The sequence below is a fragment of the Cytobacillus sp. FSL W7-1323 genome (assembly GCF_038595015.1).
Classification (GTDB): domain Bacteria; phylum Bacillota; class Bacilli; order Bacillales; family Cytobacillaceae; genus Cytobacillus; species Cytobacillus kochii.
Genome location: NZ_CP151998.1, coordinates 2,155,394 through 2,173,287 on the forward strand (window position 1 = coordinate 2,155,394; position 17,894 = coordinate 2,173,287).

Here is a 17,894-nt window from a genome sequence, read left to right on the forward strand (position 1 = left end):
ATGGAGCCACTAGTTTCGGTCGTTATTCCTTTTTATAATTGCCAATATGTCGATCAAGCAATTGAAAGTGTATTACAACAAACGTATCAAAATATTGAATTAATTGTTGTCGATGATGGTTCAACTGAATACGTACATTTAGTGCAAGCGTATAAAGATAAACTAACCTATCTTTATCAAAGAAATAAAGGGACAGCAGCTGCATTAAATACGGGAATAAAAGCTGCTAAAGGTAAATATATTGCCTGGTTAAGTGCCGATGATTTATTTGAACATGAAAAGATTGAAAAACAAGTAGATTTTATGGAAGATCGTCTAGAGGATATGAGTTTTACAAACTATGATATCATCAATGAAAATAATGAAGTTTTGATGAAAAACTTAACGATTAATTTTCTATCTACCGGTCATATTTATGAAACATTTTTATACTACAATCCTGTTAACGGGTGCACAGTTATGATAAAGAAAGATGTATTTAATGAAGTGGGCTATTTTAATCCTCAATATAAATATACCCAAGACTATGATATGTGGTTAAGAGTGGTCCTTGCCAAAACTTCAATAGCATTTATTAATGAAAGTCTAACAAAATATCGTTCTCATAGTAATTCAACATCAGCTAAAAATCAGCCGGCAATGAAACTGGAAATACGTAAACTCGAAGCCATTTATCGTAAAAAATTGAGGAAACACTTAAAAAAGTTGATATAAAAATGATACTAGTTTTTATAAATAGTGACCTAGATGAATACATGCCAAATGAACACTCCGAATATGGAGTGTTTTCTTTTTTGCATAAAACTTTGTGCGTTCTAATTGTTCAACTGATAGAGATGCTAAAAAAATGACTGCCGATTAGGTAAACTAAAAAAGACGAATACATCAATGGAAGTTAAGATTCCAAGTTATACCAATCGAGTAAAAACAGAATTGAGCAGTGTAGTGTACTGCTCAATTCATTTCCTAATGTATGATTTATTACAATCTACTTGTTTCAATTCCTTAAAGAGGCTACTGAATAAATAAAATAGTTAAATGAGTAGTTGCAACGTATACCTTATAAGATGACATGACGTTTCAATTAGAAAAAAACAGCATAGTAAGAGATTTGCTATGAGAATTTTTTAGTTGTTTTTCCGTTCATAAAACATATTTCAGTTACTTACTGGTAATGTACTTGTCATCATTTTCTTGAAATTCTGAGCATAAAGCGAGGGGGCAAAGTTCGTTTTTACATGGGATACTGCGTTATTAATAATTGTCTGTCTGAGCGTCTGGTTTTGAATCAGCTCTATTCCTTCTTTAACAGCTTCTTTTGGGTTGCCAATTTCATAGTATTTGCCGGTAACATTATGAGTAACAGCTGTTCTTATACCGCTAGAGTCAGTTGTGAGTATCGGACATCTACAGCTCATCGCTTCTAATGCTGTTAATGGGGCACCTTCTATTTTTGATGTCGAACAAAGAAATCCACCAGAATCACTAATAATGGAAAAGTAGTCAGCCATTTTCTCATTAGGAATATTCGGTAATAAATTGATGTTTTTTTCTAAATGATACTTTTTCATCACCTTAAAAAAATCCTCTCTATCTTCGGGTAAAGATAGTGTGGGATCTTCAAAAAGGTAGACTTGTAGCTGATTACGTAGTTTCCTTTTGAGTAGAAAACAAATGTTCAAAAATTCCTGCCAGTTTTTATTATCCTCGATTCGACCAACCCAACCAATAATTGGTTGGACAAAACTTTTGCCAGTCGCTTTATAGTTAAAGTGACTGCAATCAAAGCAATTATTAAATTCATACTTAGGCACATTTGGGAACATCTCACTTAATAATGTGGAAATATGGGGAGTTCTTGGATTAAGAAAACCATCAATATCATTCTCTGCTAATGTTTTACCAATAGAAAAACCATATCTTGTTTGTTGTATCGACCCATAACCTTGGATTTCAACAAAGATTTTACCTTTGTATCCACTTTTTTTGATAGCAGGCACCATTTTAAAATCAGAAGTAATGACAATGGCGTCATATTGATGTTTCTTTATAAGGTTAATAATTTCTTCTTCATCATTTTTAATAAATACAGGATTATAGTGTTCATTTAAATAATTTCTACGGTTTTCATAGTATAGAAAATGACAAGTGATTCCAACGTCCTTTAAAGCAATACTTCTTTGTCGATTTAAGGTTTCGACTCCTCCACTTGGTACATAGAATATAAATAATACTTTCAAGATGTACTCCTCCTATCACATTTATCCTCTAATATTATGAATATGCTTAAGTCTCACATGTGGTTTGGACAATACGTCTAGAAAGAAAGAACGGAGTGCATTTAATTTATGGATAAAGTTTCAGTAGTCATCCCTTTTTATAATTGCCGGTATATTGGTGAGGCAATTGAAAGTCTGCTTGCACAGACATATGGAAATATCGAGATTATTGTCATCGATGATGGGTCCACATTACATCTTGATAAACTTGAACCATATAAAAAACAGGTTACTTATGTAAGGAAGGAAAATGGAGGCACAGCTACAGCTCTCAATGCTGGAATTCAAATTGCAACAGGTAAATATTTTTGTTGGCTTAGTGCCGATGATAGCTATAAGCCAACAAAAATAGAAAAACAAGTAAAGTATATGGAAACATATGGCGTAAGAGCTTGTTATACCGGCTGTGAGACAATTGGGAAGAGTGATTCACAGATAGATGCTTATTTTAATCAAACCTATTCATTGCGAAGTCACTTTTTAAAAGCTTTATTAAATAGCTGTTTTATTCACGGTTGTACAGTTATGCTGCATATGGATTTATTACGCGAAGTTGGTCCATTAGATGTTAGTTATCGATATACACATGATTATGAGATGTGGCTGCGGGTTGGCCTAAGTGAGGAATTTTACTATCTTTCTGAAAAGTTAGTGAATTATCGTGTGCATGAAGAAATGGGGACAGTGCGTCATCAAAGAGAGATAAAGCAAGAAGTTCTCTTTATAAAGAGACAGTATCGAAATAAAGTATTAAAGAAAATCTCAGAGTTAAGAAGGGATGGGCATTAGGAAATAAATATACCTGCCGTCAAACGATAAGTTTTTGGCAGGTATGGTTTTATAAATTGCATATTGGATGTAAAGCTTTAACCCACTAGTTCTGACAGTAAATAATAATAAAGTAAGTCGTAAGTTTGGCGAATACTCTTTTCATGCGTGCGCTCAAAAGCGTGGGAGGAATCGATACCTGGTCCTATTAATCCGTGAATAATATCAAATCCAGCTCTAATAGCGGCAGATGCATCGGAACCGTAGTATGGATAAATATCCACTTTATAACCGATTTGATGTTCTTCTGCGAGAGCGACTAAATGTTTACGCAATTGATAATGATAAGGCCCACTAGAATCCTTCGCACAAATAGAAACCGTATATTCATCAGTTGCCTGTCCATCACCGATCGCTCCCATATCCACAGCTAAATACTCTACTGTTTCGTCAGTGATATTTGAATTGCCTCCATAACCAATTTCTTCATTATTTGAAATGAGGAAATGAGTTGTATAAGGTAATTCAATACGAGCAGTAACGATTTCTTTAATTAACTGCAGTAAAATAGCTACACTTGCTTTATCATCCAAATGTCTAGATTTGATAAATCCAGCGTTGGTTATTTCCACTCGTGGATCAAATGAAACAAAATCTCCTACGGCAATTCCTAGTTTTTTAACGTCTTCAATGGAGTGTATTTCTTCATCTAAACGTACTTCCATATTATTTATATTTCTTTCCGCTGTCCCAGCATCTTTATATACGTGAACAGAGGTCTGATGCATGAGAATCGTACCAGTATATTTTTTTCCATCTGACGATTCTATCTGACAGTACTCGCCTTCAATAGAGTTATAACGAAACCCACCAATCAGATCAATTTTTAATCTGCCACTCGGTTTAATTTCCTTTACAATGGCTCCTAATGTGTCCACATGTGCAGTTAACATCCTATGTTGGGAATTGTCTTTGCCAGTAATTGTTGCGATAAGAGCACCTTTGCGGTTTTTTCGTGTTTGTACTCCAAGTTCACGCAAGTATTCCTCAACGAATGAAATTACTTCATATGTATTCCCTGATGGACTAGGGATGGAAACTAAATCTTTTAATAATTGCAGTGTTTCTTTCGTTTGAAAGTTAGTCAAATTTTGTGTGCCTCCTATATGTTTAATTGTCTATTATTATACGCCTTTTTTGTGTGCCTGAACATGCCAGGCTGTTTATTGCTTTTGTGATTGAGATTCTCTTTTTTTAAGCTCTTGTATGGCAAGTATTTTTAGTGAAAGAATTTCTTCTTCACTAAAATGCTTATTAACGGTATCCATTAATTCTTCTTTATCTTTCTCCGTTAACCCTTGTTTTAGTTTTGTAGAAAAATCCTTGATGTCTTGATTGCTGAAGGTTTGCGTTACTTTAGTCATGGCTTCTGATCTCGTTTTTATTGGTAAGTCCGTTTTACTTAAGTTCATTGTTGCAAGCTCGACTTTTTCATTTATATATGGCTGGATTGTAGGGTCGTTTAATAATTTTTGCATGTCTTCTTCTTGAAGCGTGTCAGCCAGTTTTGAAGCTGCTTGATAAGTTACTCCCTCTAGCACCGCAAAACAAATAAGTATGGCGGTGAAAACCGTTGTTAAACTTATGAAAGAAATGAATATGATTTTCTTTCTAGGCATGGGGAGCTTGCACCTCCTTTTTTCGTTTCTTTTAGCATATTTTAACATTAATTGAGGATGTTTACGTACAAACTCGTTAAATCTTTTGTGATTTTCTCAATGTTAAAGTCTTTTAATAATGCTTGACGAATTTCTTTCATTTCTACAAGGTTTTTTTCATAAGTCATTAATTGGAGGATGTCATTTTTGATATTCCGTTGATGAATAGGTTGATCTGCCTGATGATCAGCAAAATGGCCATATTTCATCTTTTCCCAGTTTTCTTTTGTCACAATTCCACTATAACCTTTTGCTCCTGCTGCTATAACAGGGACTTCGCAGCATATCGCTTCCATTGCTGTTCTTCCGGTTCCTACAACCGCATTAACGGAATAGTAAAAGGGACGTAAATCTTGTTGTGAGCCTAATAAATGAACGTAGGGTGTTGCTCTTTTCCGATTCATCGCTTTAATCATATTATGAATTTGTTTCGTTCTAAAACCTTCCCCAGCAACAAGTGCGTATAGGTTTGGTTGTCTCAATTCTGCAATGGATTTTAACAGCCGCATGCAAATATCTGCTTTATCAAATTCGAGCCGGCTGGCATAAAAGACGACAAATCCTGTTTCTGGGATATGAAGGTTTTTTCTTACAGTTATATCAGATTGATAAAAATAATCATCTCCATCAATGCCATTTGGGATGAAAATAGATGACAGATTATATTGTTGAACCAATTGCTCTTGAACTAATTGGCTAACAGTAATGATTTGATTACATTTTGGCAGTATTTTTAATAACTCATCTTTTCTATTATATAGGCCATGAAGGGTGTAGACATAGGGGATGTTATGTTTTTGTGCCATATGAAGTAACAAAATACCTGAATATACTTGATGACAATGAATGAGATCAATTTGATGGTTATGAATGATTTCTTCTATTTTTGCTTGCAATTCAGTAGTTTTTTTGTCAAAGGTGGTCGGAATAGTAACCTCATAGACAGGAATGTTCTCTTGCTTAAAATTGTCTCCTAATACGCCCGGTCTCCCGATGACAATAATCGTATAACCCATCCGCTTTAATGCTTTACTAATTGTAAATATATAAGTCACTGTTCCGTTTGCTCCTAAGTGATCAGCTACCATTAATATGGATTTCACCTAAACACATCCAATCATGTTTTTTTACATTATATGTGGGGCGTTAAAGGAATTGTTAGAAAAAAGGCGTTTGTACTGGGAAACTCGTCCATTCAGTTTGAGGAAAACAACATAAGATAGTTAGTGATTAAGGAGTGAAGGGAGGGTATTACAATATGTTATGTACTGACTCTAAGAAAAAATATCGTCATCAAGGTGGTAAGAAAAAAGAATGGAAAGAGTGTTGTGGAAGACCATCTCAGAACATTGAAACTGGCGATGACTTCTGTAATTTCGAAGGTTTAAGGAATGAGTTAAGACGTTTAGTGGGTTCTTTTGTAGAAAAAGAAACTACTGGTGGTCCAGTTGAAGGTGTATTAGCAGCAGTTAGACAAGATTATGCCGTTGTTACTGACGGGACTTCAACATACTTCGTACCATTTAAAAATATTCAATCTGTTGTCAAATTAGGATAAGGAGGGGTTTAAATGTCTAGAGGGGTTTCAAATTTTGCCTCTACACTGGAAGAAGAATGTACTAACTACATTGGCCGTACGGTCACAGTAGTAAGTAACTTTACTTCTCAAACAGGCGTCCTGTTACGTGTAGAAGATGGTTCACTTGTGTTAGCTCGTGTCATATCTGGATATTATTCTAACGAAACGGACGAGATTATTATCCCGTTATGTAATGTAAGTTATATGGAGTTATCAGGAGTTTATTGATGACTTAGAGCCTTCGAAGGTCTTTACCTTTGAAGGCTTTCTCATTTTATTTGTGTAGCAAGACGATATCAAAAAGCTTCATTTTTGAAACTTTATTATTTTTGTCTTCGTCTTCAATAGGAGCAAGCCTATATCATATTGCATTTATACTTATAAAAGAACGTGAAAGAGGTTTTATAATGGAAGAAAAAAGCCATAAATATATTTCATTTCATACGATTTTTCTCATTACATTAAGTAGTTTTGTTATGAAGCTCTTGATTACATATTGCACACAGTTTCGAATGAGTATTGAGCTGGGAACGCAAATGATTATATTAGCTACACATATTTTAAGTTCTGCTAGCTTATTTTTTATCTTGTATATATTTAATAAACGTAAACAAATGATTTATTTACTTATCATGGATCTTTTTTTAACCATTATTCTTTATGTAAATGTTGTATACTATCGATTCTTCAATGATTTCATTACAATACCAGTCTTAATGCAAACAAGAACAAATGGGGGGCAATTAAGTAATAGTGCCTTCGCCCTCATACAGCCATTAGATATTCTCTTTTTTTTAGATTTGATCGTGTTGGTCGTCCTTTTAACCGTATTTAAAGTTAAGATTGTTGGACATCGAAGCATGAAAATGGCATTGCTAGGTCTTTTCTTAGGAATAATGATGGTTATAGGAAATGTCATTTTAGCAGAAAAGGATCGACCGGGGTTATTTCAGCGCTCATTTGATCGCACCTATATAGTCAAGTATTTAGGGTTATACAATTTCACACTTTTTGACATTTATCAAAATATACATGCGACTAGTGAAAGAGCAATGGCAGATAGCGAAGATGTGGCAAAGATTAAAAAAGAAATTCAAGATCGCTATGTTTCGCCTTCTCAGGATTATTTTCAATTGGCGCAAAATCGCAATGTGATAGTAGTCTCAATGGAATCATTACAAGATTTTGTAATCAATATGAAAATAGAAGGGAAGGAAGTCACACCTTTTCTCAATTCTTTAGTAGAAGATGAGGAGACGTTTTATTTCGATCAAATCTATAATCAAACGGGTCAAGGTAAAACATCGGATGCTGAGTTCATTCTTGATAATTCTTTATATGGCATGCCGCAAGGATCAGCCTATGTAAATAAAGCGCAAAATACCTTTCAATCTACACCAGGAATATTAAAGGAATATGGTTATACATCTGCTTCCTTTCATGGGAATTATAAAACATTTTGGAATCGGAATGAAATGTATCGTTCTCAAGGCTATGACCGTTTCTATGATGCATCATATTATGATATGAATGAGAGAAATACGAAGAATTATGGATTGAAAGATAAACCTTTTTTTGAAGAGTCGATGCCAATATTACAGGGATTACCTGAACCTTTTTACGCAAAATTTATTACATTATCCAATCATTTTCCTTTTGAAATGGACGAATGGGATACAAATTTCCCACAAGCTAATACAAATGATAAGGTTGTTAATCAGTATTTCCAATCAGCAAATTACTTAGATTCCGCATTATCTAAGTTTTTCACAGGTTTGAAAAAGAGTGGATTGTATGACCGTTCTATTATTGTCCTTTATGGTGATCACTACGGAATTTCAGAGAATCATAATGAAGCGATGGCAGAGATTATCGGTAAAGAAATTACACCATTCGAAAGTTTAAAACTACAACAAGTCCCCGTCTTTATTCATATCCCTGGAGTGAAAACAGGTGATTATCCTCAACCTATCGGTGGACAATTGGATATTAGGCCTACACTTCTACATTTATTAGGGGTTGAAACCAATCAGTATTTAGGTCTAGGAACAGATTTATTAGCCGATGGTCATATCGAACTTACACCATTGCGAAATGGTGATTTTGTCTCGAATGATATAAGTATGATTAATCAGCGTTATTATGATAGTAAAAGCGGTAAAATGATATCGTATGAGGAGGAGTTTGATCAACTGACACAAGCAGCGAGAGAAAAACTTGATCTTTCAGATGAAATATTAACAAAAGATTTATTAAGGTTTTATCATCCAGCAGGGTTTACCCCTATCAATCGTGAGGACTATCAATATGTTCAAGACGATGAAGCGGAAAGTTAAAGTATTGAATGTGAACTTCAGGTTAAAATATAGCAAATAACTTATATTCAATGTTATACTTCATACATTGAAAAATTGATTAAGGGGGATAAAAGATGAGCGAATGCAAATTAGATCACACAATGACTGATGTAAAAAATAAGTATATAGATCAGCAATCGTATTTGCCTAAGGATTTGCATGCAAAGTTCGACCTTTTTTTCCAAGAAGAACATAGCCAAGAAATCCTAAACGATGTATTTCATTTATTAAAGAAATACGATTTAGCTGATGAAGAGGAGCAAGACACGAGAAATAATCGTCTTCATTTAGTCTTAAGAAATGTTTGATGATAAAGCGAGAGGACTTTTGTTCTTTCGCTTTTCATTTGTTGTTTTTTGGGTCGATGTGTGTAGCATGATTTGAAAGTATTTTAAAGTTGCTCTCATAAATTTAATCCAAGCTGAAACCCTCACAAAATAAAAAAAGCAGTTTTCCACTTCCAAGAAGAGTCCCAAACTATGAGCGTTGGCAAAATTAAACAAAAAAACTCTGCTCACGTACGAAAAGTGAGTGATTTTGATGTTAGACGTGGGGATACGTTGACACGTAACAAGTAAATGCCCCCTTCTTTCTCGAGTGAATTGTGGATATAATCTATTCTCATATAAACTTACATAATAGCTATTTTAGACTCACTGTTTAATTTGTTGTTCTTAGTTTATAGTTCTTTCAGAATGATTTTACAAAAAAATTGTATGCATTAAAAAAATATTTTAATTATAGTTTATGTGTGTTATGATGATTAGGATTTGAAATACAACCATTTTGAAAACGGTTTCATTCGAAGAGTATAGGATGTGACAAAGATGAAAAAGAAGGATCAACATATATTTGACTTTGCTATTAGAACGGCAGATATGCTTGTGAAAATGTTTGGCCCTCATTGTGAAGTAGGTGTTCATGATTTCGCAGATTTTAAGAAATCGCTTATACATCTTGCCGGTAATGTAACTGGTCGTTCAATTGGTGCTCCAATTACGGATTTAGTTTTGAACGAATTAGCAAAGGGTAACCATGAGGCAGAGGATCTTGCCAACTATAAAACGCAGACACCAAAAGGAAATGTAATGAAATCATCGACCGTTTTCTTACGAGATGAACATAATAAAATTATTGGCGCGCTATGTATGAACTACGATATAAGCTTGATGATGCAATTTGGTGGTGTCCTTGAAACGTTAACAAACTTTAATGAAGAAGATACAAAGGATGAAACTTTCTTTACATCCGTACAGGATATTGTTCACGAAATGGTAGAACAAGTCCTTCAACCGTTTAAAAAGGCACCTGCAAGTATGACGATTGATGAAAAAATTGAGGCAGTGAAAAGGTTAGAGGAAAAAGGAACCTTCTTAATTAAAGGAGCCAATGAATATGTTGCTTCTATTTTAGGAGTTTCTAAGTTTACTATTTATAATTATTTACAAAAGATAAAAGTGATGAATGAGAATGAGAACACACATGAGTATGTATAAGATAAAGAGTCAGTTAATGATAAAGGAGCATAAGATATGAAATATAGATCAGCATTTGATATTATCGGCCCAGTTATGATCGGACCTTCTAGCTCACATACAGCTGGAGCTGCTCGAATTGGAAGGGTAGCTCGGACCTTATTTGGCAGACAGCCTTCTAAAGCGGAAATATATCTTTATGGTTCATTTGCGAAAACGTATAAGGGACATGGAACAGATGTGGCAATTGTAGGGGGAATTCTTGATTACGATACGTATGATGAACGCATCCCTGGATCGCTTCAATTAGCCGAGCAACTGGGAATGGAAATCGTGTTTTCTGTTGAAGAAGCAGTTGTCGATCATCCAAATACTGTGCGCATTAAATTGTTCGATGATGATAAAGAAATGGAGCTAGTTGGTATTTCCATTGGTGGAGGCTCTATTGAAATAATTGAATTAAATTCATTTGCGCTTAAACTTACAGGTGAACACCCCGCTATCTTAGTGGTCCATAATGACCAATTTGGTGTGATTTCAAAAGTTACTTACCTTTTAGCACAACATGAAATAAACATCGGTCATATGGAAGTGTCAAGAAAAGAAAAAGGGAAAATGGCTTTAATGGTCATTGAAGTTGACCAAAATATTGATCAAAACTTAATGGACGAAATTGCTCAGTTACCACATATCACTCAAGTCATCAAGATGGTGGATTAATGACAGCATGTAGGAGGGATGTATATGTTATTTAAGAACGCGGCAGAATTAGTAGAAATTGCAGACAAAGAGCAAATTAAAATTGCAGAAGTGATGATTCGCCAAGAAGTTGAAGTATCCGGGCGCGCACGTGAAGATATTATTGCCCAAATGGATCGTAATCTTACCGTTATGGAACAAGCAGTAGAGAGAGGTTTAAATGGTGTAACTTCCGTTTCTGGGTTAACAGGAGGAGACGCGGTTTTATTACAAAAATATATAAAAAGTGGAAAAGCACTTTCTGGTCATACACTGCTAGATGCTGTTAGCAAAGCTGTTGCTACAAATGAAGTAAATGCAGCAATGGGAACTATTTGTGCCACACCAACAGCGGGTTCCGCAGGCGTTGTACCTGGAACGTTGTTTGCTGTTAAGGATGTACTTAACCCAACAAGAGAGGAAATGATTGAATTCTTATTTACATCCGCAGCTTTTGGCTTTATTGTTGCCAATAATGCATCCATTTCCGGAGCAGCTGGTGGCTGCCAAGCAGAGGTGGGTTCAGCGAGTGGGATGGCAGCTGCAGCTATTACAGAAATGGCAGGCGGTTCACCTTCTCAAGCAGCACATGCGATGGCGATTACTTTAAAAAATATGCTCGGTTTAGTATGTGATCCTGTAGCTGGTTTGGTAGAAGTCCCTTGTGTGAAAAGAAATGCAATGGGTGCTTCAAATGCGATGACAGCTGCTGACATGGCATTAGCAGGTATCACAAGTAGAATTCCATGTGATGAAGTAATTGATGCCATGTATCGTATTGGTCAAACGATGCCTTCTGCGTTAAGAGAAACGGCTGAAGGTGGGTTAGCTGCTACACCAACAGGTAGAAGGTTAGAAAAAGAGATTTTTGGGAACAAAGCAAAAGCAGGTAAATAATATGAAATAGTACTTAAATGAACATTCTTGCTTCGTGTCTATACGATTCAAGAGTGTTTCTTTTTTTGATTGTTTAGGTAAAAGTTGTAGCTTTACGGCTAATAAGGGATGAGGTATGGGAGAAAGAAGTAGAGCAAAGAGCGCTAGGTATTCTTTTTATCAAAATCGAATGAAAAAGTCTTAAAATAGTGCTTATCTTTCAATACGATAGGCGTTCAAACGTTCATCTTTTTCACAGATTACAATTAAGTACAGACATAGCATAAGAGAAGACCACTACAATAGTGGTCTAATGTAAAATGGGTGCCAAAGGTAGTTGATCCTTGTGTATTTTGTCTATTATCCTCGTTCCCAAAACCTTTGTTTACCTACATTTTGTATATAAGTTTTAAAAGGGCCATTTGTGATTGTTACTCCAGGTTTATTAATAATACCAACTTCTTGGATTAAGTACATGCCACTTCGAGAAGAGCCGATCGGTTTATAATGATTATATTGTTCAATTATATAGCTCTTTGCTTTTTGATTAAAGTGAGGTGTAGCTCCTCTTCCAGATACGACAAATAGACTGTCATAAACCAGTGGAGAGCCTGTTAAAAAGGAATCGTCGACTTGAAGCGTACTACCATCAGTTCCATTCAATGTTTCCTGTGTTTCACTAATAATGAACGGGCGAGTTTTTGCTGCGAGTAGCTGTTGTAATAATGGACGTACAATAGCTGCATCATATTGGTCAGCTACGATGATCCCCACCTTTAAAGTAGCTGGCGAAAAAGTTGTGTTTGCCATACTAAGTGCTTTAGAGGACGCAGTTTCCGATGATTCTTTCACATTTGGTGGCTCAACACCAATTTTATGTGCCACGGATGTGGCAAGATCGTGGCTAATATGACCAATGAGGTTGACTACATTTTGTCTGACCATTTTACTTTTTACTTTACCTAATTCAAAGCTAAAAGCTAAGAAAATATGATTCCTTTCAACATCACTCATACTATTCCAAAATAACCTCGCCTGAGAAAAGTGGTCTGTAAAACTTGGAGCAGTTTTTCGAACTTTCATGCCTTCAACTTGAGAAGGATATGTGAGGAATCCTCCTCTTGCTGGGGGTACTTCATAAGGTGTATTGTTTTGCAAGGAATTATTGTGATAAGCGACTTTATCCTTATCGATAATATATCTGGCTGCTCCATCTCGTTGGTTGTTATGAAATGGACAAACAGGACGATTAATAGGAATTTGCTGAAAATTTGTTCCTACACGATATATTTGTGTATCTGAATAGGAAAAAATACGCGTTTGTAGTAGGGGGTCATTAGAGAAGTCAATGCCACGAACAATGCTACCAGGGTGAAGAGCAACTTGTTCTGTTTCGGCAAATACATTATCTACATTTCGATTCAATGTCATTTTACCTATTTTCCGTACGGGAACAAGCTCTTCTGGCCATAATTTAGTCGCATCTAGAATATCAAAGCCGAAATTAAATTCGTCTTCTTCATTTATGACTTGTATGCCTAATTCATACTCAGCAAAGTGACCTTCTTCGATATTTTCCCATAAATCTCTGCGGTGAAAATCGGCATCAGCTCCGCCAAGTTTTTGTGCTTCATCCCAAATTAACGAGTGCAGGCCGAGTACAGGCTTCCAATGAAATTTAACAAATCTCGCTTCGTTATTTTTATTAACCAGTCTAAATGTATGGACGCCGAAGCCCTCCATCGTTCTAAAGCTACGGGGAATTGTCCGGTCAGACATAATCCACATCATCATTGCTGCAGATTCTTCATTGCTAGAAATGAAGTCCCAAAAAGTGTCGTGAGCTGTTTGACCTTGTGGAATTTCATTATGCGGTTCAGGTTTTACTGCATGAATGAGATCTGGAAATTTAATACCGTCTTGAATAAAGAAGATGGGAATATTATTCCCTACCAGGTCAAAATTACCTTCTTCTGTATAAAATTTTGTTGCAAATCCCCGTACATCTCGGTTCGTTTCATTTACCCCTCTAGAGCCCGCCACCTGAGAAAAACGGACGAATACTGGTGTTTCTAAACTAGGATCTTGAAGAAAATGAGCCATTGTTATATCTTCTAACGATTCATATACACGAAAAACCCCATGGGCAGCAAATCCCCTCGCGTGAACTACTCTCTCAGGAATACGCTCTCTATCAAAATGAGCCATTTTATCCTGAAATATAAAATCCTCCATCAAGGTGGGACCGCGTTCACCAGCTGTTAGAGTATTTTCGTCATTCGCAATTTTTACCCCTTCATTAGTTGTTAACGGTTGATTTTTATTTTCACGAATGAATGCTTCTAATTGTTTCGTTTTTTTATTTTCTGGCTTTTTGCCTTCTCGCTCCACTACAGTCACCTCCATTATCAAAGGTATGATGACGGTAAAAAAGTATGTATAAAATTTTATGATATACGCTTTTGATGGTCTTTCACGGCAATTAATATCCCTTTATTAATCCAATAATTGAAGTTTTCTGGCGGGAAAACGCCACGTCTTTGTGAAGACCCCATTTCAATAATAATACTACTATCACTTACATCCAAAACCTTCAAAGATTTTGACAAACATAAGTTCGGTAAAAAACCATCTTTAATTTTAAACTCCATATTCTTTTTAATAGCCATGTAGATTCGCCTCCATTTGAAATGATGCATTAATGCGATAGACTAGGCTTTCATTCGCCTAATCTTTTAGATAATACAGAACTTATATAAATCGTATCTTAAAAACCTTTTAAATGTTTATTTTCCTTTGCTGTTTACTTGGATTGTTCAATTATAATGTAACCAATTTTCATGAGGTTTATCCTTTTATAAGAGTATTTCAGCAATGATGAAGAATAATAGAAAGAACAATGTTGTTGGTTTAAATATTGAAAGGGGCAATAAGAGATGGAATTTCCCGTCATACATACAAATTTTTGGGATGCTATGATCGCCATTCCCATCGTGATTATCTTTACGCAAATGTTAAAATATTTTCTAGGGATTAGTAAACCTTTTGTACCAACAGTGGCTATACTTATTGGGTTAATTGTATCGATTTTTATTAGTCATAGAGGTGATCTCATTGCAGGGGTCTTTATGGGTTATTTTTATGGTTATGGGGCTATTGGTAGTTACGCTTCCCTTAAAACATCTTTGCTTTATTTTAGAAATAAAAAATAATTCAAAAGGGTATAGAGTTTATTAAAACGAAAAAACACGAACAAATTTCCATTTGTCCGCGTTTTATAAAGGGTATCATTCCGATTTACTTGGCGTATGAGTCACAAATTGCATCCTTTCATTAAACATTGTTGGATACGATAGGAATCCAAGTATAATACTCGTGATAACAGCAGATGAAAGCAACATAAATAGAATCAACAATTGAAACATGACAGCCTGAACAGGATCAGCGCCTGCAATTATTTGTCCACTCATCATCCCAGGTAGTTGTACAAGACCAATCGTTTTTTGACTCTCAATTGTTGGTATTGTACTTGCGCGAATACTAGTCATTAACTGGCGATGGATGGCTTGTTTCGGTGTACCCCCCAATGATAGAAAAAGTTCTACTTCTCCTGTTCTGTTTTCAATTTCCGCGGTAAACCGATTAAGAAATAATATTGATAATACCATCGCATTACCAATAATCATTCCACTAATGGGAATCATATATTGCGCAGTTGCTGGAATAATTTTAAGACTAATAAGGACACTTTGGGTCAACACTTCAATAAAGCAGTATGTAAGAATTAGTTTCCATGTAATGCCTTTAATCATCACACCTTTTTTTCTTGCATTATGTACGGCAGCAGTAATAATGAGAATAATCATTAAAAAGATATAGAAAAAGCTTTCTGAATCAAAAACGAATTGCAACACGTAACCGACCGCAAGAAGTTGGATGATTGAGCGAATGGTCGCAATCAAGACATCCTTTTCAAGACCTAGCTTGAATGTTTTAGATAAGAGAATAGGAATAAGAACAAATATTAATGTCAGAGATAATTGGAAAAAAGTCATTTTTCCTCACCACCTTCAAAAAACTGCTTGACCTTATCATTAGAGGATGAAACAATTTCAGAACTTTTTCCATGTGCCGCTAGTTTGCCATCTATAATTACCCACGTCTCATCCCCTATACGTAGTGCTTGATCAAGATTATGAGTAATCCAAACAATGGTTGTTTTCCTCTTTTGATTAATGGATGTAATTAGTTGCTCAACTTCCCTTTGTGAAGTTTGGTCAAGGGCTGATGTAACTTCGTCTAACAATAATATTACTGGTTCATTCAATAATGTCCGCGCGATAGACACCCTTTGTTGTTGCCCTCCAGAAAGGTCTGTTGCTTTGCGGTGAAGAAATTCTTCATTCAATCCAATCAAATTAAGCATTTCAATCGCCTTTTCTTTTGACAACTTTTCTCCATTGAGGGTTAGCGGCAACGATAAATTATCATAGACATCCCCGTCTATCATAATGGCTTTTTGCAGAACTATTCCTACATTACGACGTAAAACTGTTGGTGTAATGGTCAAAATATCCTCACCATGAATGAAAATGTCTCCAGATGAGGCTGATTTCATCCCATTACATAAATGAAAGAGTGTAGATTTGCCCGAGCCTGATGGACCGACAACGGTCGTTATATTCCCCGATGAAATAGTACCAGTTATGTCTTTAATAATTGATAATGAATCAGTGTGATAATGTACATTTTGAAATGAAATTGCTGTATGCAAATATAACCACCCTTTTAAATTTATGATAAATCTTTATGTACAATCTTAGTATATCCTAAAGGATGAGATTGGTTAGATATTTAAAACATTCTTGCTTAAAATGCCGAAGAAATAACTTGATGTTCTTTAAAATAAAGCGCTCTGACGGTTACTTAGTATAAAGACTTCACTTAATATTGGAAAAAAGAAAAGGATTTATTAAAGGAAGTAAAGAAAAGAAAATATATAACAATGACAACATAGAGGAGGTAAAAATGATGAAAAGATATGAATTAGCAGTGATTCCTGGTGATGGTATCGGGAAAGAGGTTGTACCTTCTGCCGTAAAAGTGCTCCAAACAGCAGCGACTTTACATGGTGGTATTCAATTAGAGACAACTGAACTTCCATGGGGGTGCGACTATTATCTCAAACATGGCAAAATGATGAGTGATGACGGTCTAGAGCGACTAAAGAATTTTGATGCGATTTTTTTAGGGGCAGTAGGAGATCCGAACAAAGTTCCCGATCATATTTCATTATGGGGGTTACTCATTCACATTAGGAGAGAATTTGAGCAGACCATTAATATCCGGCCAGCCAAATTATTCAAAGGGCTAACCTCCCCTCTCGTTGATCCAGGGGCATTTAATTTTCTAGTTGTACGTGAAAATAGTGAGGGCGAGTATAGTGAATCTGGTGGGAGAATACATAAAGAAACAGACGAAATCGCTATCCAAAACGCCATTTTTACGAGAAAAGCAACGGAAAGAGTAATGGATTATGCGTTTAAGCAAGCTGTTCTTCGTAAGGGTCATGTCACTTCAGCTACGAAATCTAACGGTATTGTCCATTCGATGCCATTTTGGGATGAAGTGTTTAATGATGTGAGTAAGCGCTATACAGGAGTGCGTACATCATCTGTGCATATTGATGCACTAGCTGCTTTTTTTGTTACCAAACCGAGCGATTTCGATGTCATCGTTGCTAGTAATCTTTTTGGAGATATTTTAACTGATATTGGTGGAGCGATTATGGGGAGTATTGGTATAGCCCCTGCAGGAAACATCAATATAAATGGGAAATATCCGTCCATGTTTGAGCCTGTACATGGTTCAGCGCCAGATATTTATGGTAAAGGAATAGCCAATCCAATCGGGCAAATATGGACGGCTGCGTTAATGTTAGATCATTTAGGTGAAATCGCACTAGCTAGAGAGGTCTTACGAGCAATGGAAGAAGTTACTGATGCAGGGATAAAGACGAGAGATATTGGCGGAAATGCTACGACTGATGAAGTGACAAATAAAATTTGTCTTCAATTACAAAATAATATTGGCTGAATGTAGGA

Annotated in this window: 19 protein-coding genes; 11 read left to right on the plus strand and 8 right to left on the minus strand. The window is 35.6% G+C overall.

Annotation, left to right across the window (positions count from 1 at the left end; genetic code table 11):
- Positions 1–714, plus strand: a complete 714-nt coding sequence (locus MKX67_RS11145) for a glycosyltransferase (protein ID WP_342489230.1) — start codon at positions 1–3, stop codon at positions 712–714.
- A gap of 443 nt (positions 715–1,157) precedes the next feature.
- Here the strand turns inward: MKX67_RS11145 and MKX67_RS11150 are convergent, their stop codons facing one another.
- Entirely contained in the window at positions 1,158–2,240 is a 1,083-nt protein-coding gene (locus MKX67_RS11150) for a glycosyltransferase (protein WP_095373392.1), read from the minus strand.
- Between the two features lie 108 nt (positions 2,241–2,348).
- Between MKX67_RS11150 and MKX67_RS11155 the strand changes: the two genes are divergently transcribed.
- Entirely contained in the window at positions 2,349–3,068 is a 720-nt protein-coding gene (locus MKX67_RS11155; RefSeq protein WP_342489231.1) for a glycosyltransferase, read from the plus strand.
- A 77-nt stretch (positions 3,069–3,145) separates the two neighbouring features.
- Here MKX67_RS11155 and MKX67_RS11160 read toward each other — a convergent pair whose 3' ends face one another.
- The 3 genes from MKX67_RS11160 to MKX67_RS11170 form a co-directional block, all read right to left on the minus strand.
- Positions 3,146–4,195, minus strand: coding sequence for a M42 family metallopeptidase (locus MKX67_RS11160; protein ID WP_342489232.1), 1,050 nt, complete (start codon positions 4,193–4,195; stop codon positions 3,146–3,148).
- A gap of 75 nt (positions 4,196–4,270) precedes the next feature.
- Positions 4,271–4,726 carry a hypothetical protein gene (locus MKX67_RS11165; protein WP_307314148.1) on the minus strand — a complete coding sequence of 152 codons (456 nt, stop codon included), beginning with the start codon at positions 4,724–4,726 and terminating at the stop codon, positions 4,271–4,273.
- A gap of 47 nt (positions 4,727–4,773) precedes the next feature.
- On the minus strand, positions 4,774–5,868 hold the full coding sequence (locus MKX67_RS11170; protein ID WP_342489233.1) for a glycosyltransferase: 1,095 nt from the start codon (positions 5,866–5,868) through the stop codon (positions 4,774–4,776).
- A 155-nt stretch (positions 5,869–6,023) separates the two neighbouring features.
- On the opposite strand from MKX67_RS11170, the gene MKX67_RS11175 reads away from it, so the two are divergent.
- The 7 genes from MKX67_RS11175 (at position 6,024) to sdaAA (ending at position 11,811) form a co-directional block, all read left to right on the plus strand.
- Positions 6,024–6,323, plus strand: a complete 300-nt coding sequence (locus MKX67_RS11175) for a DUF2642 domain-containing protein (protein WP_342489234.1) — start codon at positions 6,024–6,026, stop codon at positions 6,321–6,323.
- 12 nt (positions 6,324–6,335) lie between these two features.
- Positions 6,336–6,572 carry a hypothetical protein gene (locus MKX67_RS11180; protein ID WP_342489235.1) on the plus strand — a complete coding sequence of 79 codons (237 nt, stop codon included), beginning with the start codon at positions 6,336–6,338 and terminating at the stop codon, positions 6,570–6,572.
- Positions 6,573–6,751: 179 nt separating this feature from the next.
- Complete coding sequence (locus MKX67_RS11185; RefSeq protein WP_342489236.1) at positions 6,752–8,680, plus strand: LTA synthase family protein; 1,929 nt, start codon at positions 6,752–6,754, stop codon at positions 8,678–8,680.
- Positions 8,681–8,775: 95 nt separating this feature from the next.
- Positions 8,776–9,009, plus strand: a complete 234-nt coding sequence (locus tag MKX67_RS11190) for a group-specific protein (protein ID WP_095373384.1) — start codon at positions 8,776–8,778, stop codon at positions 9,007–9,009.
- Between the two features lie 519 nt (positions 9,010–9,528).
- Positions 9,529–10,197 carry a PAS domain-containing protein gene (locus MKX67_RS11195; protein ID WP_095373383.1) on the plus strand — a complete coding sequence of 223 codons (669 nt, stop codon included), beginning with the start codon at positions 9,529–9,531 and terminating at the stop codon, positions 10,195–10,197.
- Between the two features lie 36 nt (positions 10,198–10,233).
- A complete protein-coding gene (gene sdaAB, locus MKX67_RS11200) occupies positions 10,234–10,896 on the plus strand; it encodes an L-serine ammonia-lyase, iron-sulfur-dependent subunit beta (RefSeq protein ID WP_095373382.1) in 663 nt (220 codons plus the stop codon).
- Positions 10,897–10,920: 24 nt separating this feature from the next.
- Complete coding sequence (gene sdaAA / locus MKX67_RS11205; protein ID WP_322909291.1) at positions 10,921–11,811, plus strand: L-serine ammonia-lyase, iron-sulfur-dependent, subunit alpha; 891 nt, start codon at positions 10,921–10,923, stop codon at positions 11,809–11,811.
- A 339-nt stretch (positions 11,812–12,150) separates the two neighbouring features.
- On the opposite strand, the gene MKX67_RS11210 is transcribed toward sdaAA, so the two are convergent.
- Entirely contained in the window at positions 12,151–14,181 is a 2,031-nt protein-coding gene (locus MKX67_RS11210) for a catalase (RefSeq protein WP_342489237.1), read from the minus strand.
- A gap of 56 nt (positions 14,182–14,237) precedes the next feature.
- Complete coding sequence (locus tag MKX67_RS11215; protein ID WP_095373379.1) at positions 14,238–14,459, minus strand: hypothetical protein; 222 nt, start codon at positions 14,457–14,459, stop codon at positions 14,238–14,240.
- A 267-nt stretch (positions 14,460–14,726) separates the two neighbouring features.
- Between MKX67_RS11215 and MKX67_RS11220 the strand changes: the two genes are divergently transcribed.
- The gene (locus MKX67_RS11220; RefSeq protein WP_095373378.1) at positions 14,727–15,002 is read left to right on the plus strand and encodes a hypothetical protein; all 276 of its coding nucleotides are present in this window, start codon (positions 14,727–14,729) and stop codon (positions 15,000–15,002) included.
- A 75-nt stretch (positions 15,003–15,077) separates the two neighbouring features.
- Here MKX67_RS11220 and fetB read toward each other — a convergent pair whose 3' ends face one another.
- Together fetB and MKX67_RS11230 are read right to left on the minus strand one after the other, a co-directional pair.
- Complete coding sequence (gene fetB / locus MKX67_RS11225) at positions 15,078–15,845, minus strand: iron export ABC transporter permease subunit FetB (protein WP_095373377.1); 768 nt, start codon at positions 15,843–15,845, stop codon at positions 15,078–15,080.
- Positions 15,842–16,564: a phosphate ABC transporter ATP-binding protein gene (locus MKX67_RS11230; RefSeq protein WP_340974756.1), complete on the minus strand. Its 723-nt coding sequence runs from the start codon at positions 16,562–16,564 to the stop codon at positions 15,842–15,844. Before MKX67_RS11230 ends, fetB begins: the two co-directional genes overlap by 4 nt.
- Before the next feature lie 257 nt (positions 16,565–16,821).
- Here MKX67_RS11230 and MKX67_RS11235 point away from each other — a divergent pair, with 257 nt between their 5' ends.
- Positions 16,822–17,886, plus strand: a complete 1,065-nt coding sequence (locus tag MKX67_RS11235) for a tartrate dehydrogenase (protein ID WP_340974758.1) — start codon at positions 16,822–16,824, stop codon at positions 17,884–17,886.
- Positions 17,887–17,894: the final 8 nt, after the last annotated feature.

What these genes read in the sequence shown, in the direction of transcription:
- MKX67_RS11145 (WP_342489230.1), top strand. Translation starts at nt 1, where the DNA reads ATGGAGCCACTAGTTTCGGTCGTTATTCCTTTTTATAATTGCCAATAT.
- MKX67_RS11235 (WP_340974758.1), top strand. Translation starts at nt 16,822, where the DNA reads ATGAAAAGATATGAATTAGCAGTGATTCCTGGTGATGGTATCGGGAAA.
- MKX67_RS11175 (WP_342489234.1), top strand. Translation starts at nt 6,024, where the DNA reads ATGTTATGTACTGACTCTAAGAAAAAATATCGTCATCAAGGTGGTAAG.
- MKX67_RS11180 (WP_342489235.1), top strand. Translation starts at nt 6,336, where the DNA reads ATGTCTAGAGGGGTTTCAAATTTTGCCTCTACACTGGAAGAAGAATGT.
- sdaAA (WP_322909291.1), top strand. Translation starts at nt 10,921, where the DNA reads ATGTTATTTAAGAACGCGGCAGAATTAGTAGAAATTGCAGACAAAGAG.
- sdaAB (WP_095373382.1), top strand. Translation starts at nt 10,234, where the DNA reads ATGAAATATAGATCAGCATTTGATATTATCGGCCCAGTTATGATCGGA.
- MKX67_RS11155 (WP_342489231.1), top strand. Translation starts at nt 2,349, where the DNA reads ATGGATAAAGTTTCAGTAGTCATCCCTTTTTATAATTGCCGGTATATT.
- MKX67_RS11195 (WP_095373383.1), top strand. Translation starts at nt 9,529, where the DNA reads ATGAAAAAGAAGGATCAACATATATTTGACTTTGCTATTAGAACGGCA.
- MKX67_RS11185 (WP_342489236.1), top strand. Translation starts at nt 6,752, where the DNA reads ATGGAAGAAAAAAGCCATAAATATATTTCATTTCATACGATTTTTCTC.
- MKX67_RS11215 (WP_095373379.1), bottom strand. Translation starts at nt 14,459, where the DNA reads ATGGCTATTAAAAAGAATATGGAGTTTAAAATTAAAGATGGTTTTTTA.
- MKX67_RS11190 (WP_095373384.1), top strand. Translation starts at nt 8,776, where the DNA reads ATGAGCGAATGCAAATTAGATCACACAATGACTGATGTAAAAAATAAG.
- MKX67_RS11220 (WP_095373378.1), top strand. Translation starts at nt 14,727, where the DNA reads ATGGAATTTCCCGTCATACATACAAATTTTTGGGATGCTATGATCGCC.
- MKX67_RS11165 (WP_307314148.1), bottom strand. Translation starts at nt 4,726, where the DNA reads ATGCCTAGAAAGAAAATCATATTCATTTCTTTCATAAGTTTAACAACG.
- fetB (WP_095373377.1), bottom strand. Translation starts at nt 15,845, where the DNA reads ATGACTTTTTTCCAATTATCTCTGACATTAATATTTGTTCTTATTCCT.